At 72.0% G+C, this 20,798-nt stretch carries 15 protein-coding genes; 11 read left to right on the top strand and 4 right to left on the bottom strand.

The annotated features are described in order from the left end of the window. On the bottom strand, nucleotides 1-1,333 hold a 1,333-nt coding region (locus tag FHX82_RS37550), incomplete at its 3' end, for a glycosyltransferase (RefSeq protein WP_311733439.1). Between the two features lie 373 nt (nucleotides 1,334-1,706). On the opposite strand from FHX82_RS37550, the gene FHX82_RS35475 reads away from it, so the two are divergent. The 5 genes from FHX82_RS35475 to FHX82_RS35455 all read left to right on the top strand — a co-directional run bounded on the left by FHX82_RS35475 (nucleotide 1,707) and on the right by FHX82_RS35455 (nucleotide 7,008). After that, entirely contained in the window at nucleotides 1,707-2,912 is a 1,206-nt protein-coding gene (locus FHX82_RS35475) for a globin domain-containing protein (protein ID WP_145939315.1), read from the top strand. 5 nt (nucleotides 2,913-2,917) lie between these two features. After that, nucleotides 2,918-3,379, top strand: coding sequence for an RrF2 family transcriptional regulator (locus FHX82_RS35470; RefSeq protein ID WP_145939314.1), 462 nt, complete (start codon nucleotides 2,918-2,920; stop codon nucleotides 3,377-3,379). A 135-nt stretch (nucleotides 3,380-3,514) separates the two neighbouring features. Further along, nucleotides 3,515-5,020: an amino acid permease gene (locus FHX82_RS35465; RefSeq protein ID WP_145939313.1), complete on the top strand. Its 1,506-nt coding sequence runs from the start codon at nucleotides 3,515-3,517 to the stop codon at nucleotides 5,018-5,020. A gap of 108 nt (nucleotides 5,021-5,128) precedes the next feature. Continuing rightward, on the top strand, nucleotides 5,129-5,428 hold the full coding sequence (locus FHX82_RS35460; RefSeq protein WP_145939312.1) for a DUF1540 domain-containing protein: 300 nt from the start codon (nucleotides 5,129-5,131) through the stop codon (nucleotides 5,426-5,428). 86 nt (nucleotides 5,429-5,514) lie between these two features. Next, nucleotides 5,515-7,008, top strand: coding sequence for an alpha/beta hydrolase domain-containing protein (locus tag FHX82_RS35455; RefSeq protein ID WP_229880678.1), 1,494 nt, complete (start codon nucleotides 5,515-5,517; stop codon nucleotides 7,006-7,008). 72 nt (nucleotides 7,009-7,080) lie between these two features. Here FHX82_RS35455 and FHX82_RS35450 read toward each other — a convergent pair whose 3' ends face one another. Continuing rightward, a complete protein-coding gene (locus tag FHX82_RS35450) occupies nucleotides 7,081-7,698 on the bottom strand; it encodes an RICIN domain-containing protein (RefSeq protein ID WP_145939311.1) in 618 nt (205 codons plus the stop codon). A gap of 226 nt (nucleotides 7,699-7,924) precedes the next feature. Between FHX82_RS35450 and FHX82_RS35445 the strand changes: the two genes are divergently transcribed. From FHX82_RS35445 to FHX82_RS35435, 3 genes are all read left to right on the top strand, one after another. Further along, nucleotides 7,925-8,848: an ArsR/SmtB family transcription factor gene (locus tag FHX82_RS35445; RefSeq protein WP_183177038.1), complete on the top strand. Its 924-nt coding sequence runs from the start codon at nucleotides 7,925-7,927 to the stop codon at nucleotides 8,846-8,848. A 102-nt stretch (nucleotides 8,849-8,950) separates the two neighbouring features. Further along, nucleotides 8,951-10,231 (top strand): MFS transporter, encoded by a 1,281-nt coding sequence (locus FHX82_RS35440; protein ID WP_145933937.1) that lies wholly within the window; start codon nucleotides 8,951-8,953, stop codon nucleotides 10,229-10,231. Beyond that, nucleotides 10,221-12,932 carry a glycoside hydrolase family 78 protein gene (locus tag FHX82_RS35435; RefSeq protein WP_145933938.1) on the top strand — a complete coding sequence of 904 codons (2,712 nt, stop codon included), beginning with the start codon at nucleotides 10,221-10,223 and terminating at the stop codon, nucleotides 12,930-12,932. The genes FHX82_RS35440 and FHX82_RS35435 overlap by 11 nt, the downstream gene beginning before the upstream one ends. Here FHX82_RS35435 and FHX82_RS35430 read toward each other — a convergent pair. Next, nucleotides 12,865-13,773 carry a helix-turn-helix transcriptional regulator gene (locus tag FHX82_RS35430; protein ID WP_145933939.1) on the bottom strand — a complete coding sequence of 303 codons (909 nt, stop codon included), beginning with the start codon at nucleotides 13,771-13,773 and terminating at the stop codon, nucleotides 12,865-12,867. The two genes, FHX82_RS35435 and FHX82_RS35430, sit on opposite strands and share 68 nt — an antisense overlap. A 118-nt stretch (nucleotides 13,774-13,891) precedes the next feature. On the opposite strand from FHX82_RS35430, the gene FHX82_RS36690 reads away from it, so the two are divergent. The 3 genes from FHX82_RS36690 (at nucleotide 13,892) to FHX82_RS35420 (ending at nucleotide 17,739) form a co-directional block, all read left to right on the top strand. Then, nucleotides 13,892-14,644: an MFS transporter gene (locus tag FHX82_RS36690; protein ID WP_221216946.1), complete on the top strand. Its 753-nt coding sequence runs from the start codon at nucleotides 13,892-13,894 to the stop codon at nucleotides 14,642-14,644. Nucleotides 14,645-14,680: 36 nt separating this feature from the next. Then, nucleotides 14,681-15,283 carry an MFS transporter gene (locus FHX82_RS36685; protein WP_221216945.1) on the top strand — a complete coding sequence of 201 codons (603 nt, stop codon included), beginning with the start codon at nucleotides 14,681-14,683 and terminating at the stop codon, nucleotides 15,281-15,283. Nucleotides 15,284-15,396: 113 nt separating this feature from the next. After that, a complete protein-coding gene (locus FHX82_RS35420; protein ID WP_145933940.1) occupies nucleotides 15,397-17,739 on the top strand; it encodes a GH92 family glycosyl hydrolase in 2,343 nt (780 codons plus the stop codon). Between the two features lies 1 nt (nucleotide 17,740). On the opposite strand, the gene FHX82_RS35415 is transcribed toward FHX82_RS35420, so the two are convergent. Beyond that, complete coding sequence (locus FHX82_RS35415) at nucleotides 17,741-20,674, bottom strand: glycoside hydrolase family 3 protein (protein WP_145933941.1); 2,934 nt, start codon at nucleotides 20,672-20,674, stop codon at nucleotides 17,741-17,743. Nucleotides 20,675-20,798: the final 124 nt, after the last annotated feature.

Genomic DNA, 20,798 nt, shown 5'->3' with positions numbered 1-20,798 from the left:
ACGGCTGGTCCGCCACCTGCGGCACCAGCACCTGCGGCGCACCGGCCCGGGCCGCGGTGACCGTCGTGCCCGCGCCGCCGTGGTGCACGACCGCGGCCACCCTGCGGAACAGCTCCTGCTGGTTGACCTCGCCGACGGTGAAGCAGTCGTCCCGGTCGTCGACAGGGGTGAGCCCGGCCCAGCCGCTGCCCAGCAGGACGCGGCGGCCCTGCGCCCGGACCGCCTCGACGACCGTCCGGGAGACCTCCGCCGCCTCGGTGCCCCGGATCAGCATGCTGCCGAAGCCCACGTAGACCGGCGCCGCACCGGCCGCGAGGAACGACTCCAGCTCGGCCGGCAGCGGGCGATCATCCGGCCGGATCCACGCCCCCGTCTGCACCACGCCCAGCTCCGCCGCCTCCTGCCCCGCCCCCGGCAACCGGCGCTCCTCTGACCGGACCCGCGCCTCGGTCTGCACCGTGCCCAGCTCCGGCGCCGCCTGCCAGGGGCCCAGCACCGGGTCCGCCGCCAGGAACGGGCGCCGCGTCAGGACGTGGGACCGGATGTCGCTGACCGGCGGCAGACCGACCGACACCCGGTGGGCGTTGATCGGTTCGCCCAGCAGCTTGTGCAGGTGCTCGGCCTGCAGCTTCCACAGCACCAGGTTGTCGGTCTCGCCCTCCGGGACCACCTGACCGGGCCACGGAGCCGGCCGGCGGTGCGGGGAGGGCAGGTTGGACGGGGTGAAGGACGCGAACGCGTACCGGATCCCCAGCTTCTCCGCCGCCGCCTGGGCCCCGGCCACCGCCGGGAGTGAGCCCGTCGCCAGCACCGCCACGCAGCCCTCCCCTGCCGCCGCGCAGCCTTCGCCCGCCGCCACACCGCCTTCGCCCGCCGCCACACCGCCCTCGTCCGCCACCACACCGCCCTCGTCCGCCACCACACCGCCCTCGTCCGCCACCACACCGCGCCCGGCCGCCGCAACTCCGCCTTCGCCCACCGCCACACCGCCCTCGTCCGCCGCCACACCGCGCCCGGCCGCCGCAACACCGCCCTCCCCCGCCGCCACACCGCACCCGGCCGCCGTCATGACCGCGTCGTACGCCGAGGCCGTCAGGTCCGCGGCGAGGTCCGACAGGGTCACCGGCGCCTTCCCCGTCGCCGCGCCCGTGGCCAGTGCCTGGATCGGCTTGCCGACCGGCGTCAGCCGGGCCCCGGCCCCCTCCACCAGCTCCGCGAAGTCCGGCGGGGCGCACACCCGCACCTCCGCGCCCAGGTCCCGCAACGCCACCGCCAGCCCCACCACCGGCTCGACGTCCCCGCGCGACCCGTACGTCATCAGCAACACTCGCACTCCGCGACTCCCATTTCCGCAGGTTCTGCCTGTCGGGCGGGAATTCTTCGCGATCACCCGGGTCTTGCCGCAAGCCCCCCTGTGCGCTATATGTTGAAGTGGGGAGAGGAACACCCCCATTTCGCCAGGGCGCCGCCAGAGCGTTCACCTCCCGTGCCGCGTGTGCGGCGTTCTCCGCCACCTCGCCCGCCACGCCGCAGGGCGCGGATCGAGCTGATCCTCCGTTCGCCGCAACGGTTTCCCGTTCTCTCGGCGTAACGGGTTGCGGCGGCGCGCTTTCGCTCTGCGTCAGGCGTCACAGAAAGAGGTATTCGCAATACCTCTTTGAGTAGCGTCGAAGGTGCCACGGCAGTTCGAGCCCGGGAGGATTCCCTTGCTGTCCACCAGATCCGCCGCCGTCGTGCGGGCCACCCTCCCCGCCGTGCGCGAGCACGGCACCGCCATCTCAGCCGCGTTCTACGAGTCGATGTTCGCCGCCCACCCCGGGCTGCTGAACCTGTTCAACCGCGGCAACCAGGCGAACGGCGAGCAGCGGCGGGCGCTCGCGGGCTCGGTCGTCGCGTACGCCGAACACCTGCTGGGCGAAGGAAAACCGGGCATCGACGCCGTGGTCGGCCGGATCGCGCACAAGCACGCCTCCCTCGGCATCCGCCCCGAGCAGTACACGGTGGTGGGAAAACACCTGATCGGCGCGGTCGGCGAGGTCCTCGGCGACGCGGTGACGCCCGCCGTGGCCGCCGCGTGGGAGGAGGTCTACTGGCTGTTCGCGGTCCGGCTCATCGCCGCCGAGACGCGGCTGTACCAGCAGCACGGCGTGGACCCGGCGGACGAGCTGCCGCGCTGGCGGGTCACCGGCAGGCGGCAGGAAGCCGAGGACGTCGTCTCCTTGCGGCTCTCCCCGCTCGAAGGCCCGGTCCCCCAGCACCTTCCGGGCCAGTACGTGACCGTCGCCGTCGACCTGCCGGACGGCGGCCGCCAGGCCCGGCAGTACACGATCTCCCACGCGGCGGGCAATTCGACTCTGCGCATCACGGTCCGGAAGGTCCGCGGCACGCCCGACGGCGTGGTTTCCGGCATCCTCACCTCGCAGGTCCGGGCCGGTGACGAGCTGCGGGTGAGCCGGCCGTTCGGCGACGCCGTCCTGGACGAGGGCACCGAGCCGCTGCTGCTCGCGAGCGCCGGGATCGGGATCACCCGGACGGCCGCGCTGCTCGAACACGTCGCACGGCACCAGCCCGGTCGCGAGGTGCTGGTGGTGCACGCCGAACGCGAACCCGGCCGGTACGCACTGGCGGACCACATCGAGCACTACGGCGCCCAGCTGGCCTCCTTCCGCCACCTCGTCTTCTTCGACGAGGACGCGCCGTCGGCGGACCAGCGCGGCCCGGTGCGTCCCGACGAGATCGAGCTGCCCCCGGGCGTCACCGCGCACCTGTGCGGCCCGATCGGGTTCATGCGCGACCTGCGGACGTCCCTGCGCATCCGGGGGGTGCCCGCCGAGCGGATCCACTACGAGGTCTTCGGCCCCGACCTCTGGGCCACGGACGCCGCGGACCTGCCGGCTCCGGCCGCGCGCTGACCGCCGTGCAGCTCAACCGCGCCACCGACATCTCGCTGCGCATCCTCATGCTGGCCGCGGCACAGCGCCGGGTGCTCACGATCGACGCGCTGGCGGACGCACTGAACGTGCCGCGAAACCACGTCGCGAAGGTCGTGCAGCGGCTGCAGCGCCAGGGCTGGCTCGAGACGACCCGCGGCCGCGGCGGCGGGATCACGCTGCCCGAGGCCACGCTGGACGTGTCGGTCGGCCTGATCGTCCGCCACGGCGAGCGGCAGACCGAGGTCATCGCGTGCGAGGACCCGCCGTGCCCGCTGCGCACCGCGTGCCGGCTCCGCAGTGCCCTGCGCTCGGCCCAGGAGGCGTTCTTCGCGGCACTGGACCCGCTGACCCTGCGGGACCTGCTCGCGGAGCCGACCGGTCCGGCGCTGCTCACCCTGCTGCCGCTGCGCCCGGCCGCGCGCGCAATGTCCAAACAGGAGGTTTGACTGTCCTGAATGTACTGGGGCCCGAGCCCGGTTCATCACTGGTCGTGCTCGGCGCGGGTCTTGACGCCTTCCGGTCCCCGGGCTACCTTCTGCGAACCCGCAATTGGCACACGAGCAGACCATTGAGGGAGTCCCGTGGACGAGGACAGCGCCCGGCTGCACCAACTCGGTTACGCCCAGGAGCTCAGGCGGACGATGTCGGCCTTCTCGAACTTCGCCGTCTCGTTCACGATCATCTCGATCCTGTCGGGCTGCCTGACGCTCTACGGGTTCGGCCTCAACACCGGTGGCCCGGCCGCGATGATCTGGGGCTGGCCGCTCGTCGGGGTGTTCGTGGTCCTCGTCGGCCTCGGCATGGCCGAGGTGTGTTCGAGCTACCCGACCGCGGGCGGGCTCTACTACTGGGCGGCGAAGCTCGCACCGCCTCGGTCGGCCGCGGCGTGGGCGTGGTTCACCGGCTGGTTCAACCTCGTCGGGCAGGTCGCGGTCACCGCGGGCATCGACTTCGGTGCCGCGTTGTTCCTCAACGCGTTCCTGGACCTGCAGTTCGGGTTCGCCGCGACACCGGGGCACACGATCCTGCTGCTCGCGATCATCCTGGCAGTGCACGGGCTGCTGAACACGTTCGGCGTGCGGCTGGTGGCGATCCTCAACAACGTCAGCGTGTGGTGGCACCTCGTCGGCGTCCTGGTGATCGTGGCCGTGCTGGTGTTCGTGCCGGACCGGCACCAGCCCGCGTCGTTCGTGTTCGGGCACTTCGTGAACAACACCGGCTGGGGCTTCGCGCCGTACGTGTTCGCGCTCGGGTTGCTCGTCGCGCAGTACACGCTCACCGGGTACGACGCGTCGGCGCACATGACGGAGGAAACCCGCAACGCGGCGAAGGCGGGCCCGCGCGGCATCGTCAACTCGATCCTCGTGTCGCTCGCCGCGGGCTGGATCCTGTTGCTGGGCCTCACCTTCGCGATCCAGGACTACGACGGCGCGGTGCACTCCGGCACCGGCGTGCCGCCCGCGCAGATCTTCATCGACGCGGCGGGCGCGACCACCGGTAAGTTCCTGCTGCTGATCGCGATCGGCGCGCAGCTGTTCTGCGGCATGGCGTCGGTGACAGCGAACTCGCGGATGATCTACGCATTCGCCCGCGACGGCGCGATCCCGGGATCCCCGCTGTGGCACCGGATCAACAAGCGCACCCGCACGCCGACCAACTCGGTGTGGCTCGCGGCAGTGGGCGCACTGATCCTCGCGCTGCCGTACCTGTGGAGCGCGACCGCGTACGCGGCGGTCACGTCGATCGCGACCGTCGGGCTCTACGTGGCGTACGTGATCCCGGTGTTCCTGCGAGTGCGCAAAGGCGACGGGTTCGAGCGGGGACCCTGGCACCTCGGGCGGTGGGGCAGGCCGGTCGGCGTCGTCGCGACCGGGTGGGTGGTGGTGATCTTCGTGTTGTTCATGCTCCCCCAGGCGGCACCCGTCACGGTGGGCACGTTCAACTACACCCCGGTCGCGTTCCTCGTCGTGCTCGGCGGCGCGGCGGTGTGGTGGTTCGCCTCGGCGCGGAAGTGGTTCACCGGGCCGAAGGTGCAGGGCTCGGCGGCGGAGCTGGAAGCCGTGGAGGAGGACCTCCGGGCGGTGTGAACGCCTCGCGTCACCCGAACGGGACGGTGAAAACCGCGTCGCCGCGAGTCCGGTGGCAGGGTGCCGGGTACCCGGATGGTTCCTCCCACCACGACCGAGGAGCAGACGATGACCAGCACCGAAATGCCCGCCGTCCACGAATGCACGGTGACCGGCTGTTCGTACAACGACGACGGCTGCCACGCCTTCGCCATCACCGTCGGCGGAGACGACGGCGCCGCCGACTGCGCCACCTTCGTCCCGCTCAGCCGCAAGGGCGGCCTGGACAAGGTGGTCGCCCAGGTGGGTGCCTGCTCGCGCACCGACTGCCGGTTCAACTCCGCACTGGAGTGCTCGGCCTCCGGCGTGCGCGTCGCCCCGGGCGCGGGCTCGCACTCGGCCAACTGCCTCACCTACAGCCCCGCCTGAGCCCACACCGGCGGTTTCTCCGATGACCGCGGGCCGCCGCACGCCCGACACTGTGGGATCCCCTTTCCCATCCCACGGAGGTAGACGTGCGGATCCCCATCCGGTCCCTGGCCGCGGCAGCGGGCCTGCTGCTGGCCACGGTGCTCCCCGGCGCCGCCCACGCGGCGGCCGCCCACCCGACGATCACGCTGCCCCCGGCGGGCAGCCACGGTTTCCCGTTCCTCGCCGCGGCCGAGGACCTCGGGTCGTTCGGCTACACCGAAAGCGAATACTTCTTCTCGGGCACCGCGACCGCCTACGCCAAGGCCGGGCTCTGGGGTTCCGACGGCCGCTGGACCGTGCGGCCCGCGAGCACGGCCGGCTACCGCAGCCGCCTGCTCGTGCGCCGCCCGGCCGATCCGGCGAAGTTCAACGGCACCGTCGTCGTCGAATGGCTCAACGTCAGCGGCCAGCTCGAACTGTCCCCGGACTACTGGTTCGAGCGTGACGAGCTGCTGCGCCGCGGTTACGCGTGGGTTGGCGTCTCCGCGCAGGCGGTCGGCGTCAACGGCGGGCTCGGGGAGATCCAGGGCCTCAAGGGCTGGGACCCGGCGCGCTACGGCAGCCTCGTGCACCCCGGCGACGCCTACTCCTACGACATCTTCTCCCAGGCCGGGCAGGCGCTGCGCACGCCGGACGGCCCGGACCCGCTGGGCGGGCTGGCGGTGCGGACCGTGCTCGCGGACGGCGAATCGCAGTCGGCGGGCTTCATGACGACCTACGCCAACGCCGTGCAGCCGGTGTCGAACGTCTACGACGGGTTCCTGATCCACAGCAACAGCGCGATCGCCGCGCCGATCAGCGGGTCGCTGCCGGACACCCTGTTCATGCCCAACCCCAGCCGCATCCGCACGGACCTGGCGGTGCCGACGTTCGTCGTGCTCACCGAGACCGACATCCCGGGCGCCGCGGCGGCCCGGCAGCCGGACACGGACCGCGTCGTGCACTGGGAGCTGGCGGGCACCTCGCACGGTGACCAGTGGGCGTACGACCTGGGGAACCCGACCCTGCTCAAGTCCGCCGGTTCCGCCGCGCCCCAGCCCGGCTGCGCCGCCGGCTCGGCGCCGTACAACGACGGGCCCGGGCACTACTCGATGGACGCCGCGCTCCGGCTGCTGACCGCCTGGGCGCAGGGCGGTCCCCGGCCCGCGAGCGGGGCGCCGCTGTTCGCCGACCTGCGCGACCCGGCCACGGGGCTGGCAGTGGGCGGCATCCGGCTGCCCGACGTCTCGGTGCCCACCCGCACGCTCACCGGACTGCGCGACACCACCGGCAGCGGCGTGTTCTGCGGGCTCTACGGCGCCCGCGACCCGTGGAACGGCGACGCCGACCCGTGGGACCGCCACAACGCCGGTGACCCGTCCGACCCGGTTCCGCCGCCCACGGCCGAGCCCGTGCTGAGCCGGCTCTACCCGACGCACGCGGACTACGTGGACAAGGTGCGGGCGGCCGCGCAGGCGTCCGTCGACGCCGGGTACCTGTTGCCCGAGGACGCGAGCACGATCGTCACGCAGGCCGAGAACTCCACGATCGGCGACTGAGGAGCGGCGTCACCCACCGGAGGAGAACCGGCCCCGGGAAACAGGTTCCCGGGGCCGGTTTCCGCTATCGGGTCACCACCACTGGTTCTTGGCGCCCGCCACGTAGTCCCACAGCTGCACGACGGTGCCGTTGCGGCCGCTGGTGTTCGCGTCCGCGTCCAGGTACCGGCCGCTGTAGACGTTCCGCAGCCGGGCGTACTGCTCCGGGATCACCGACAGGTCGAACCACTGGTTCTTCGCGGCCGGCACGTAGTCCCACAGCTGCACGACGGTGCCGTTGCGGCCGATCGTGTTCAGGTCGGCGTCGAGGTACCGGCCGCTGTAGACGTTCTGGAACCGGTAGTAGCCCTCCGGGATCTGCCGGATGTACCACGCCTGGTTCGCCGACGTGTTGTTGCAGTCCCACAGCTGGACCCGGGTGCCGTTGCGGCCGATGGTGTTCAGGTCCGCGTCCAGGCAGCGGTTCAGGTCCGAGGCCGGCCCGATGAGGTAGGCCTGCTCGTCGGCCTGGGTCGAGAACTGGCCCGCCTTCCCGGTGGCCTGCAGGTGGGCCGGCCGGATCGCCAGGCCCCCGAGCGACGTGACCGGGTCGCCGGCCGGCGTCGCCGCCGAGGCCGCGGGCGCGGCGACGAGCGTGGCCACCGCGGCCGCCAGAGACGCGGCCGCGAACAGCCGCTTGAGAGTACGCATCAAATCCCCACTTCCGAAGTCGGGGCGCCGTCCTTCCGCTGCCCCGACCGGCACCCCCGCCACAAGATCATTCCGCTCGGCGCGCCCGGCGTCGACCAGATTTCCGGACGGCTCAAAAGCCCTCGTCAGACGTGTAACGGGCGGGCAACACCGGCGACTCACAGATGCCGCCGCACCGGAGCACGTGCCGGGCGCGGGACCGGCGGGAGCACTGGGGGGCATAGCCGTGCGGATCGAGCTGGGGCCGCTGGACATCGCGCGGACCGCGCTGGCACCGGCCGCGGAGCCGTTGTGGGAGCTGGCCTGCAGCGTCCGGCTGCTCACCGCCGGTGACGGGTTCGCCTGGTGGCGGCGGCAGGTGCGGCCCCGCCTGCCGGAAAGCGTGCGCGTGCTCGAATGGCTCTACGCGGAGCCGGCACCGGGGTTCCTCCTGCCGCGCGCGACGGATCTCAGCGCCGGGCTCGCGGCCGTCCTGGAGACCCAGGCCCACCGGCTGCGCACCGAACTACGGGGCAGGACGGCGCCGGCCACGCTGCCGGCGTGGGCGGCCGCGCTGGCCGAAGGCGACGTGAGCAGCCTGCCGAAGCTGGTGCAGGCGATGCGCGAGTACTTCGAGGCCGCGGTGGAGCCGCACTGGGACACCGTGCTGGCCCACGTCGGGGCGGACCGGCAGCTGCGTGCCCACGTGCTGGCGGGCGAGGGGGTCGGCGCGCTGCTGACCGGTCTCGCGCCGGCGCTGCGATGGTCGGCGCCGGTGCTGTCCGCGGGCTCGGAAGACGAGCTGGTCGTGCCCGGGGGCGCGGGAATCGTGCTGACTCCGACGTACTTCGCGCTGCGGCCGCAGGTCGCGCTGTCGCCCGGCCCCGTGCGGCTGGGCTATCCGGCGCTGCCCCGGCCCGCCCGGCCCCGCACCTGCCCGCCCGACCGCGCGCTTTCGGCACTGCTCGGCCCCACCCGCGCGGCGGCGCTCACGGTCGTCGCGGCGGGCTGCAGCACGTCCGAGCTCGCCGCTCGGCTCGGCGTCACACCTTCGGCGGTCAGCAAGCACACCTCGGTCCTGCGTGCCGCCGGCCTGATTGCGACGCGGCGCGAGCGCAACACCGTGGTGCACACGCTCACCCCGCTGGGCCTGTCCCTGCTGGGCGACTGATACCGGCTGCGTTGCGGAAGGTTGAGCTTCCGCCCCGATTTCGCTACCATGTTTGATACGTTTCAAACGGGTGCCCACGTCAATGGCGACTGGGAGGTCCACATGGAGTCCAGCGAAGCGGTCGGCGTCACGCCCGCCGAGGACACCGGAGACGTCACGCGCCGGCACTGGAGGTGGTCGGTCCTCGCGGGCATGGCGTCGTACCTCGACGCCGGTTCGATCGTCGCGCTCGGGTCCGGGCTCGCGTTGTTCCAGAGCTACCTCGGGCTCAGCGACGGCGCGGTCGGCGCGCTCGCCGCGCTCGGGCCGAACGCGCTGGGCTGCGCGCTCGGGGCGTTCCTCGGCGGCAGGCTCGGCGACCGGCTGGGGCGCAAGCGGATCTACAAGTACGACCTGCTCGTCTACGGCGTCGGAATCCTGCTGATCGCGCTGGCGTTCAACGCGCCCATGCTCTTCGCCGGCACGTTCGTCGTCGGCGTCGCGGTCGGCGCGGACGTGCCCACGTCGCTCGCGCTGGTCGGCGAGTTCTCCCCCGCCAAGGCGCGCGGCAAGCTGCTCGCCTTCACCCAGATCGCGTGGAACGCCGGGCCCGTCGTGGTCCTGCTCCTCGCCCTCGCACTGTCCTCTTTGGACCTGCTGGGCATCAGGATCGTGTTCGCCATGCTGTTCGTGGTCGCGATCGTGACGTGGGCGCTGCGGCAGGGGCTCGCCGAGTCCGCGCGCTGGCGGACCGCCTCGACCGGGGCGACGGTGCACCGGGTGCGCGCGCTGTTCCGCGGCCGCCACCTGCAGGCGCTGCTGTGGACCGCGTCGATCTACCTGTTCTGGAACCTCGCCGCGGGCACCAGCGGCATCTTCACGCCCTACATCATCAAGACGCTGCGCGCCGGCAACCAGGCCGCGAGCGTCGCGCTGTCCTGCGCCGGGTTCGTGATCGGCATCCTCGTGACCGTGCTGTTCATGCGGCTGGTCGACCGCAGCCACCGGCACCGCCGCCTCATGTGGGGCGCGGGAGCGGTGATGCAGGTGCTCGCCTACGGGGTGTACCTCGTGTTCCCGTTCGCGATCCCGGTGATCATCGCGAACATCGTGTTGTTCGGCGTGGGCGCCGGGTTCGCGGGCGAGGCGATGTACAAGATCTTCAGCCAGGAACTGTTCCCCACCATGCTCCGCGGCACCGCGCAGGGCTTCACGTTCGGCGCCGCGCGGACGGTGCTCGGCGTGTGGAGCTTCTTCGTGCCGACGCTCGCCGGCGCGGGCATCGGGCCGGTCGCGGCCCTGCTCACCGTCTCGCTGTTCATCAGCGGCGTCGTCGGTTTCTTCTTCATGCCCGACACCGCGGGCAAGTCGCTGGAACAGATCGAGGCCGAACGTGCCGCCTGAAACCACCATTGGTCCCGTCCGGTTCGAGCACCTCGACGACCCGCTCGGCGTGGGCGTGTCCCGGCCGCGTCTGTCGTGGCAGGTGAGCACCGGCGACCCGGACTGGGCGCAGACGGCGTACGAGGTGGAGCGCGACGGCGAGGTGGTGCGGGTCGAGTCGGCGGAGCAGGTGCTCGTGCCCTGGCCGTTCGCGCCGCTCGCGTCGCGGGAGCGAGCGACGGTGCGGGTGCGGGTCGCTTCCGGTGGGGTGTGGTCGTCGTGGAGCGCACCGTCCACAGTGGAGTGCGGGCTGCTGTCTCCCGGCGACTGGTCGGCGCGGTTCGTCAGCCCGGCGGGCCTCGACGGGCCGGCGCCGATCCTGTCCCGTGCCTTCGTCCTGCGGCCGGGCGTGGTGTCGGCGCGGCTGTACGCGACCGCGCACGGGGTGTATCAGGCGGAACTGAACGGGCAGCGCGTCGGGGATCTGGTGCTGGCGCCGGGCTGGACGTCGTACCGGCACCGGCTGCGGTACCAGACCTACGACGTGACGCCGCTGCTCAGCGAAGGTGAGAACAGCCTGGACGTCACGCTGGGCAATGGCTGGTTCCGGGGCAGGCTCGGCTGGACCGGCGGCCGCGCGCACTACGGCGACCGCCTCGCGCTGCTGGCGCAGCTCGAAGTCACCTACGCCGACGGCACCCGGGAAACCATCGGCACCGACGAGACGTGGACCGCGCGCACCGGCGCCATCCAGGCCGACGACCTGTACGACGGCCAGCACACGGACTTCACGGCCGCCCCGGTGTCCGGCACCGTCGAGGTCGTCGACGCCGGCTTCGGCAGGCTCGTCGCGCCGGAAGGCCCGCCGGTGCGGGTCACGGAGATACTGCCGGCCGTGCGGACGTGGCAGTCCCCGTCGGGCCGGACGCTGGTCGACTTCGGGCAGAACCTCGTCGGCTGGGTCCGGCTGACCGTGCGCGGCCCGGGCGAGGTCACGGTGCGGCACGCGGAGGTCCTCGAAAACGGCGAGCTGTCCGTGCGCCCGCTGCGGTCGGCGAAGGCCACCGACACCTATGTGCTGCCCGAGGGCGTGCACACCGTCGAGCCGTGCTTCACCTTCCACGGCTTCCGGTACGCGGAGGTCACCGGTGCCGCGGAGTTCGAGGCGGAGGCCGTGGTCGTCGGCTCGGACCTGCGGCGCACCGGCTGGTTCGAGTGCTCGGACCAGGAGCTGGAGCAGTTCCACCGGAACGTGGTGTGGGGGATGCGGGGCAACTTCCTCGACGTGCCCACGGACTGCCCGCAGCGCGACGAACGGCTCGGCTGGACCGGCGACATCCAGATCTTCAGCCCCACCGCCACGTTCCTGTTCGACGCGGCGGGGTTCCTGTCGTCGTGGCTCGCCGACCTCGCCGCCGACCAGCACCCCGACGGCGCAGTCCCGTTCGTGATCCCCGACGTGCTACGCGACGCCGAGCCCACCGCGACCGCGTGGGGCGACGCCGCGGTGGTGGTGCCGTGGGTGCTGTACCGCCGCTACGGCGACGTCCGCGTGCTGGAGCGGCAGTTCGAGTCGATGCGGGGCTGGGTCGACAAGATCGCGTCGCTGACCACGGACGGCGTGTGGGCGGGCGGTTTCCAGTTCGGCGACTGGCTCGACCCGGACGCGCCGCCGGACGACCCGTTCGCCGCGAAGGCCGATCCCGACGTCGTCGCCACCGCGCACCTCGCGCGGTCGGCCGAGCTCGTCGCCGAGGCGGCCCGGGTGCTGGGCTACGACCCGGCACACTACGAGAAGCTCGCGGCCGCGACGCGGGACGCCTTCGCCCGGCACTACGTCACCGCGGCCGGCCGCGTGCTCTCCGACGCCCCGACGGTGTACGCGCTGGCTTTGGAGTGGGCGTTGCTGCCGACGGCTTCGCAGCGCCGGGCCGCCGGGGAGCGCCTGGCGGATCTGGTGCGTGCCAACGGTTTCCGCATCGCCACCGGGTTCGTCGGCACGCCGCTGGTGACGGACGCGCTGTGCGGGGCGGGGCGTCCGGACCTCGCCTGGCGGTTGTTGCTGGAGAAGAGCTGCCCGTCGTGGCTGTACCCGGTGACGATGGGCGCGACGACGATCTGGGAACGCTGGGACTCGCTGCTGCCCGACGGTTCGGTGAACCCGGGCGAGATGACGTCCTTCAACCACTACGCGCTCGGCGCGGTCGCCGACTGGATGCACCGCCGCCTGGCCGGGCTCGCCCCCGCGGCCCCCGGCTACCGGCGCATCACGGTCGATCCCGTCCTCTCCCCCGCGTTGGCTCACGCCGCCGCCCGGCACGTGACGCCGTACGGCGAGGCGGCGGTGGCGTGGCGGCGCTCGGACGGGCGAGTGGAGTTGGAGGTGACCGTGCCACCCGGCACACGCGCGACGGTACACCTGCCCGGCGGTTCGACCGTCGAGGTGGGGCACGGGAGTCACGTGTGGACGGTGGACGACCCGTACGCCGGGCGCTCACGTCCGGTGGAGACGGTGCGGGACGTGCTCGACTCCGCCCGCTGGGAGCAGGTCGTGGCGGTCCTGGTGGAGCACGGACTGGCCCACGACGCGGCCGGCACCGCCCGGCGCCTGGCGCGGTTCTTCGACAAGCCCGCGGCCGAGCTGCTGTTCCACCTCACGCGCGACCGCTTCGCGGGGCGGGACCCCGAGGTGGAACGGAAGCTGGCGGACCTGCTGGGGTGACCGCCGCACCGACGGTGAGCAGGCGCAGCGCGGCTTCCGACGGGGATCCGGGCTCCGCGGTGTACATCAGGATCCGCTGCCCCGGGTCGTCCGCGAGCAGCAGCGCTTCGAAGCCCAGGACCAGCTCCCCGACCTCCGGGTGCCGGAAGTGCTTCGTGCCCGAGACGCAGGTCGCGACCGGGTGCTTCGCCCACAGGGCCGCGAACTCCGGGCTGCGCATGGTCAGCTCGCCGATCAGCTCGGCCAGCTCGCGGTCGTCCGCGTGCCGCCCGGCGACGAGCCGCAGGGACGCGACCGCCCGCGCGGCCTCCTCCTGCCAGCGCACGTGGAGGTCGCGGTGGTGCGGGTCCAGGAACAGCATCCGGGTCAGGTTCGGCCGCTCGCCGGGCCGGTCCGGTGTGCCGAAGTCCAGGTGCCCGGCCAGCAGCAGGTGCCCCGGCCGGTTCCAGGCGAGCACCTCGTTCCGCACCCCGAGCACCACCGCGGGCACGTCACCGAGGGCGGTGATCAGCCGGCGGGTGCCGTCGCGCACCACCGCGGGCCGCGGCCGCCGTCGCGGCTTCGCCGGTGCCGGGCGGGCCAGGTCGTGCAGGTGCGCGCGTTCGTCGTCGTCCAGCCCGAGCGCACGGGCCAGCGCCTCGACGATCGCCTCCGACGCATGGCGGCTCTGCCCCTGCTCCAGCCTCGTGTAGTAGGTGACGCTGATGCCCGCGAGCTGCGCCAGCTCCTCTCGCCGCAACCCCGGCACGCGCCGAGTGCCGTACGACGTGAGCCCCACGTCCTCCGGGCTGACCCGGCCGCGCCTGCCCCGCAGGAATTCTCCCAGCTCCGTACCCGCCATGCCGCCATGGTGCCCCGGCTGCGGGCACCGTGGGTAACCCTGGCGGTGCCAGGCTGGCGCTGACTACCCGGAACCGGGTGCTGGCTGTCTCCCGCCGCGGCGACGAACGTCCGGAGGTATGACCACCACCGAACGAGGAACCGCCGGGATGACCGGCAGGCAGCGGTTCGTTCTCGTCCTGCTGCTGACCGCGGGCTTCACCCTGGCCGTCGACTTCTCCGTGCTCACCGTCGCCTTGCCCGCGATCGGCGCCGACGTCGGCTTCGCGCTGGGGAACCTGCAGTGGATCGCCACCGCGTTCGCGCTCTGCGCCGCCGGGTGCACCCTGCTGTTCGGCCGCGTCGCCGACCTGCTGGGCAGGCGCCGGGTGTTCCTCGCCGGGATGACGCTGCTCGGCGTGGCCTCGCTGGCGGGCGGCCTCGCGGTCTCCCCGGCGATGCTCCTCGCCGCCCGCGCCGCCCAGGGCCTGGCGACCGCGGCCGTCACCCCCGCCGCACTGGCACTGCTCACCACCTCGTTCCCGGAGGGGCCGCTGCGGGAACGGGCGCTGGGGCTCAACGGCTCGCTGATGGCGGCCGGGTTCACCGCCGGCGCGATCCTCGGCGGCGTGCTCACCGACCTGCTGAGCTGGCGGTGGGCGTTCTTCCTCAACGTGCCGGTGGCGGCGTTCGTGCTGCTGGCGGCTCCCCGCGTGCTCGACGAGCACCGCCCGGACCGGCGGGCGAAAGCGGACCTGCCGGGGGCGCTGACGGTCACCCTCGGCCTGCTGGCCGTCGTGTACGCGGCCACCACCGCGGGGGCGCGTTCCTGGGGTGACCCACGGGTGCTGCTGTCGCTGGCCGCCGGTGTGGTGCTGCTGGGGCTGTTCTAGCTCGTCGAGAAGCGGGCCGTCACGCCGCTCGTGCCGGTGCGCGTCCTCGGCCGGCGCAACGTCGGCTGGGGCAACTTCGCCGGGCTCCTGGCGTTCGCCACCGAGACGTCGCTGGTGTTCCTGCTGACCCTCTACCTGCAGGAGGTCCTGGGCTACTCGCCGCTCGCGGCAGGCCTGTCGTTCGCGGTGCTGGGTGTCGGCACGGTGCTCGGCGGCGTGGTGGGACCGCGGCTGATCGCGCGCGTCGGCACGCGGCGCACGCTCGTCACGGGGTTCACCACGCAGGCCGCCGCGACCGCCGTGCTCGTCCTGCTCGGCCCGGCTCCCGGCTGGATCGCGCTGCTGCTGGCCGCGACCTTCGCGGGCGGGGTCGCCAACCTCGTGGCGATCGTCGGCTTCCTGGTCACCGCCACCTCCGGGCTGCCCGACACCGAGCAGGGCCTGGCCACGGGTCTGACGACGATGAGCCAGCAGGTCGGGATCACGCTGGGCACCCCGGTCATGAGCGCCATCGTGACGGCCTCCGGCGCCAAGGTGCTGCACGGAATCATCACTGCGATCGGGGTGAACGCGGGACTCTGCCTCCTCACAGTGGTGTTGCTGCGGGTTTTCCTCCCGGACGCGACCAAGCGCCACTGAATAGGGCGTTATACACCCTCGATTCCCGACCTTCGGCGGGTTGACGGTGCCCGTTCCGGGCGGAAAGGATCGGAACGTACGTCTTGACAACGTTGTCACAGGAGGACACCGGAATGAGAGCGCGCCAGCGCGTCCTGACCAGCCTGCTCGCCGGGGTCACCCTGCTGGCCGCCGCGGCGCCCGCGGCGGCCACCGAGCAGGGGCCGCGGTTCGCCGACGACCCGACCACGCTGGTCGACACCTCGATCGGCAACAACGGTGACGGCACCACGTTCCCCGGCGCCACCACCCCGTTCGGGATGGTGCAGCTCAGCCCGGACACCCAGCTGAAGCAGTACGCGTCCTACGACTACGCGCAGGACACCATCCTCGGTTTCAGCCACACGCACCTGTCCGGCGTCGGCTGCCAGACCATGGGCAACTTCCGCTTCATGCCCACCACCGGCGCCGTCACCAGCTCCGACCCGGCGCAGTACGGCGCGAAGTTCAGCCACGCCAACGAAACCCGCGCGCCCGGCTACTACGGCGTGAAGCTCGACAACGGCATCGACGCCGAGCTGACCGCGACCCAGCGGACCGGGCAGCACCGCTACACCTACCCGGACACGGCCACCAGCGAGAACGTCCTCATCGAGGTCGGCGAGAGCAACGGCTACACCTACGCCGGCGACGTGCACGTGGTCGGCGACGACACCGTCGAGGGCTGGCTGCAGGGCGGGAACTTCTGCTGGGAGACGCAGAAGGAGCGCTACAAGATCTTCTTCAGCGCCAAGTTCGACCGCAAGTTCACGAGCTTCGGCACCTGGACCGACAACAAGCTCACCCCGAACCAGCGCGACGCCTCCCTCGGCAGCCAGCGCACCGGGGCGTGGCTCAGCTTCGACCCGGCTGCGGGCAAGCAGGTCGGCGCCTCCGTCGGGCTGTCGTACACCTCGATCGACGGCGCGCGGCTCAACCGCACCGCCGAGCAGCCGAAGTCCTTCGACAAAGCGAAGCAACAGGCGCACGACACCTGGCTCGGCGAGCTGAACCGGATGCGCGTCGCGGGCGGCACCACCGCCGACCAGCGCACCTACTACAGCGCGCTCTACCGGTCCCTGCTGCACCCGTCGGTCGGGTCCGATGTGGACGGTGCCTACCGCGGGTTCGACGACCAGGTGCACCGCAGCCGCGACACCTACTACCAGATGTTCTCGCTGTGGGACACCTACCGTTCGCAGAACCAGCTCGTCGCGTTGCTGCATCCGGACAAGGCCGCGGACATGACGAAGTCGATCCTGAAGATCTACCAGGACGGCGGCTGGGTGCCGCGCTGGGCGCTGGCCAACGGCGAGACCAACGTGATGAGCGGCGACCCGGTGACGCCGTGGGTGGTCGACAACTACCGCCGCGGCCTGCTCGACGACCGCACCGCGCGCCAACTGTTCGACGCGTTGTGGCGCAACGCCACCGAGGTCCCGGCCGACCAGTCGATCTTCCGCGGCCGCGACGGCAACCCGACGTACGTGCGGAACGGGTGGATCGGCTATCAGGACGTGCCGGGCTACACCTTCGGCGACACCCGCCAGGCCGGTTCGGCGACGCTGGAGTACGCCCTCGCCGACTGCTCGCTCTCCACGATGGCGCAGGGCCTGGGCTACTGGGACAAGGCGAAGACGCTCCACGCCCGCTGTGACAACTTCGCGAACCTGTGGGACACCAGCGTGCAGTCGCACGGCTTCACCGGCTTCCCGCGGGCACGTGCCGCCGACGGCACTCCGGTCGGCAGCGCCGACCCCGCGCAGTCGGTGGGCTTCCACGAGGGCACGCCGTGGCAGTACCAGTGGCTCGCCCAGCAGGATCCGGCGAAGCTGCTGAGCCTGATGGGCGGCCCGGCACAGGCGGAACAGCGGCTCGACACGTTCTTCGACCTGCCGCTGGTGCTCAGCGACCCGGCGAAGGCGGCCGCGGAGTCGTGGGTGCACGGGGCGTACGACTACCACAACAACTTCGCCTTCAACCCCAACAACGAGCCCGACCTGCACTCGCCGTGGATGTACGCCTGGACGGGCGCGCCGTGGAAGACCTCGGCCGTGCTGCGGGCGGCGCGGACGTTGTTCACGGACACGCCGTACGGGATGCCGGGCAACGACGACCTCGGCACGATCTCGTCCTGGCTCGTGTTCGGCATGACCGGAATCTTCGAGGCGCAGCCGGGTTCGGGCACCTACCTGCTGAGCACGCCGATGTTCGAGAAGGTCGAGATCCGGCCGGAGCACGGGCGGAAGATCGAGATCGAGGCGCCCGGCGCGAGCGCGGCGAAGGCGCAGTACACCAAGGACGTCCGAATCGGAGCGCACAGCTACGACCGCAGCTGGATCTCCCACGCAGACCTGCTGCGCGCGGGCACGATCCGGTTCGGTCTGAGCGACGAGCCCACCAGCTGGGGCACGCGTTCGGTACCGCCGGGTATGTGAGTCACGCCAGCCGGAACGACGACACGTTCGCGGCGCCGTCGAAGGTCAGGTACAGGTCGTGCCTGCCCGTCGGCGGCGCCAGTTCGGCCGCGAAGTCGGCGTACCGGTAGTGGTCACCCGTGCTCGCGATGCTGAGCGTGCCCAGGATCCGGCCCGACGGGGAGTCCAGCCGTACCGTGGCACGGGTGACTCCGGCGTCCTCTTTGGACGCGGACAGGGTGAAACGGCGCTGTGCGGTGGAAAGGGCGGCATCGCGGTAGGCGAGCCAGCTGCCGGAGGTCACCGCCACCGAGGTGCCCGCCGCCTTCGAGTAGTCGGTCAGGGTGGCGCCCGAGTAGTCGTCGAAGTTCTGCGCGGGAGTGGTCGTCGCGACGTTCCGCGGCGGAATCCTCTCCCCCGGCACGAACAGCGGCGCCGACAACGCGATGTCACGAGCGTTGTGCCCGATCAGGACGTCGTAGCCGCCCGCCTCCACGACGAACCGTTCGCGGGTCACGTCCCAGAAGGCCAGGTCTTCCGGCCGCAGGGAGAACGTGACCCGCTTCGTCTCCCCCGGCCGCAGGCTCACGCGCTCGAAACCCCGCAGTTGCTTGAGCGGCTGCCGGATGCGGGACTCGCGGTGGCGGACGTAGAGCTGCACGACGTCGTCCCCGGCGCGGGTGCCGGTGTTGGTCACGTTCACCGTCACCGACGACGGCCCGACGCGGAGGTCGTGGTAGCGGAAGGACGTGTAGCTCAGGCCGTAGCCGAAGGGGTAGAGCACCTCGCCCTCGTGGTAGAGGTAGGTCATGCCGGTCCGGGCGATGTCGTAGTCCAGGATGCTCGGCAGCTGGTCGTCGGAGGCATACCAGGTCTGCGTCAGCCGCCCGCCCGGGTTCACGTCGCCGAACAGCACGTCGGCCAGCGCTCGCCCGGTTTCCTGGCCCGCGTGGGTGGTCCACAGGATCGCGGGCACACGCACCGACTGCCAGCCGGTGGTGGGATAGCTGTTCTCGACCACCACGACGGTCTTCGGGTTCGCCTGCTGCACGGCCGCGACCAGGGCCTGCTGGGCGCCGGCGAGGGCGGTGCTGGTGCGGTCGTTGGCCTCGCGGCCGTTGATGAACGGCATGCTGCCCACCACGACCACCGCCGCGTCGGCGGCTCGGGCTGCCTCGACCGCGGCGTCCACCCCGCTGACGAGCACCTCACGGGTGAACCGGCTGGCAGTGTCCACAGTGGACGCGGAGAACGCGACCGTGCCATCGCTGCCGACCACGGCGTACTTCTGCGTGCCGAACCACGACTCCGTCACGTCGTTGCCGGCGTACTCCAGGACGTAGCCGTCCGGCTGCGCGGTGAGCTTGAGCTGCTGCTGGACGTACCAGCCGTTCGGCTGCGCGGCGTTGTTGACCAGCGTGCGGCCCGGCCCGAAGGACAGGTACTTGCCGTTGGCGACGGTCCGCAGCGTCAGCTTGCCCGCGCCCCAGTCGAAGACGTCCATCGCCTGCCCGGGCCCCGCGCTGGTGCCGCTCGCGACCAAAGGACCGCCGTCGGGCGACGAGGACGCGGTCAAGTAGCGGCCGCTCGCGTTGTCCCGCAAGGCGATCCGGTCCACGCCCTCGGACGTGGTCACCGCCGCGACACGGTCGGAAATGCCCTGCAACGGCGTGATCCCGTAGGGCAGTGAACCGCCGTACCAGTCGGTGTAGAGCGTCGCGGTGAGCGGGCCGACGACGGCGATCTTCTGACTCACCGCCAGTGGCAGCACGCCGTTGTCGTTGCGCAGCAGCACGATCTGTTCCTGCGCGGCCTGGCGGGCGAGTGCCCGGTGCTCCGGCGAGTCGATGACGGACGACGTGATGCCCGCGTACGGGTTCCGCCCGGGCGGGTCGAACTCTCCGAGCCGGAACCGGATCGACAGGATGTGCCGCACGGCATCGTCCACATCGGACTCCGCCAGCAGGCCCTGATCGAGCGCGGTGTGCACCGCGGCGAGGATGATGTTCGAATTCGTGTCGTTGTCGGTGAAGCTGTCCAGCCCGGCCTTCAACGCCGCAGCGACGGCCTCGGGTTTGGTCGCGTAGTACTTCTCGGAGTCCGTCAGGTTGCTGGGCGCACCGGCGTCGCTGACGATCATCAGGTCCTCACGCGACCAGGACCGCACGGTGGCGTCCAGGTCCGGGCTGACGGTGTTCGGGCGGCCGTTGACGAGGTTGTAGGACGGCATCACGCCGGTGGCGGCACCGGCGGCGAGCGCGGGCCGGAACGCCTGCTGGTCGTAGTCGTGCAGGATCTCCGGCGGCACCGAGGAGTTGCTCGTCGTCCGGTCGACCTCGTTGTTGTAGGCCAGGTAGTGCTTGAGCGTCGGGGCAGCCAGCAGGTACCGCGGGTCGTCGCCACGCAGGCCCTGGCAGTACGCGGTGGACAGCCGGCCGGTGAGGTACGGGTCCTCGGAGTAGCCCTCCTCGTTGCGGCCCCAGCGTGGGTCGCGCAGCAGGTTCACCACCGGCGCCCACAGGTTGAGGCTCCACAGCGCGGAGTTCTGTGAGTGGTAGCCGCGGGCCTCGGTGCCGACGACCGTGCCGATCCGCCGCAGCAGTGCGGGATCCCAGGTGTTGCCGAGCCCGATGGCCTGCGGGAACGTGGTGCCCTTCGCGGTGACGACCGCGCCGCCGTTGTCGATGTCGGTGGTCCAGGCCACCCCGTGCAGCGCTTCGGTGCCGGTCTTGAACCGGCCGATGCCCAGGCGCGGAATGGCGGGCTGGTACTGGTGCAACAGGGAGATCTTCTCGTCCAGCGTCAGCCGGGACAGCAGGTCGGCCAGCCGTGGTGCCAGCGGCAGGTCCGGGTCGCGGAACGGAGAGCTCGTCCCGGTGCGCGGCGCCACCGCCGCGACGGGAATGGCGGCCGCGGTGGCCTGGAGCAGGCGCCTGCGGGAAAGGCTGAACGTCATCGGCCGGCCCTCCAGTCGAATCGATTCGATCGGGATCGAGGCGGAGCGAGCAGCGACTATCCCAGCCCCGCGCCGCGCCGGTCAAGGGCCGGTTCCGGCCTGCTGACCAGGGACGAGCCCGCGA

Origin of the sequence: Amycolatopsis bartoniae, assembly GCF_014191255.1 — a bacterium.
GTDB lineage: Bacteria > Actinomycetota > Actinomycetes > Mycobacteriales > Pseudonocardiaceae > Amycolatopsis_E > Amycolatopsis_E bartoniae.
The sequence above is the reverse complement of the archived record's forward strand: the minus strand, read 5'-3'. Positions and strand labels throughout refer to the sequence as shown.

What these genes read in the sequence shown, in the direction of transcription:
- FHX82_RS35460 (WP_145939312.1), top strand. Translation starts at nt 5,129, where the DNA reads ATGACCAGCACCGAAATGCCCGCCGTCCACGAATGCACGGTGACCGGC.
- FHX82_RS35450 (WP_145939311.1), bottom strand. Translation starts at nt 7,698, where the DNA reads ATGCGTACTCTCAAGCGGCTGTTCGCGGCCGCGTCTCTGGCGGCCGCG.
- FHX82_RS35440 (WP_145933937.1), top strand. Translation starts at nt 8,951, where the DNA reads ATGGAGTCCAGCGAAGCGGTCGGCGTCACGCCCGCCGAGGACACCGGA.
- FHX82_RS35430 (WP_145933939.1), bottom strand. Translation starts at nt 13,773, where the DNA reads ATGGCGGGTACGGAGCTGGGAGAATTCCTGCGGGGCAGGCGCGGCCGG.
- FHX82_RS36690 (WP_221216946.1), top strand. Translation starts at nt 13,892, where the DNA reads ATGACCACCACCGAACGAGGAACCGCCGGGATGACCGGCAGGCAGCGG.
- FHX82_RS35420 (WP_145933940.1), top strand. Translation starts at nt 15,397, where the DNA reads ATGAGAGCGCGCCAGCGCGTCCTGACCAGCCTGCTCGCCGGGGTCACC.
- FHX82_RS35415 (WP_145933941.1), bottom strand. Translation starts at nt 20,674, where the DNA reads ATGACGTTCAGCCTTTCCCGCAGGCGCCTGCTCCAGGCCACCGCGGCC.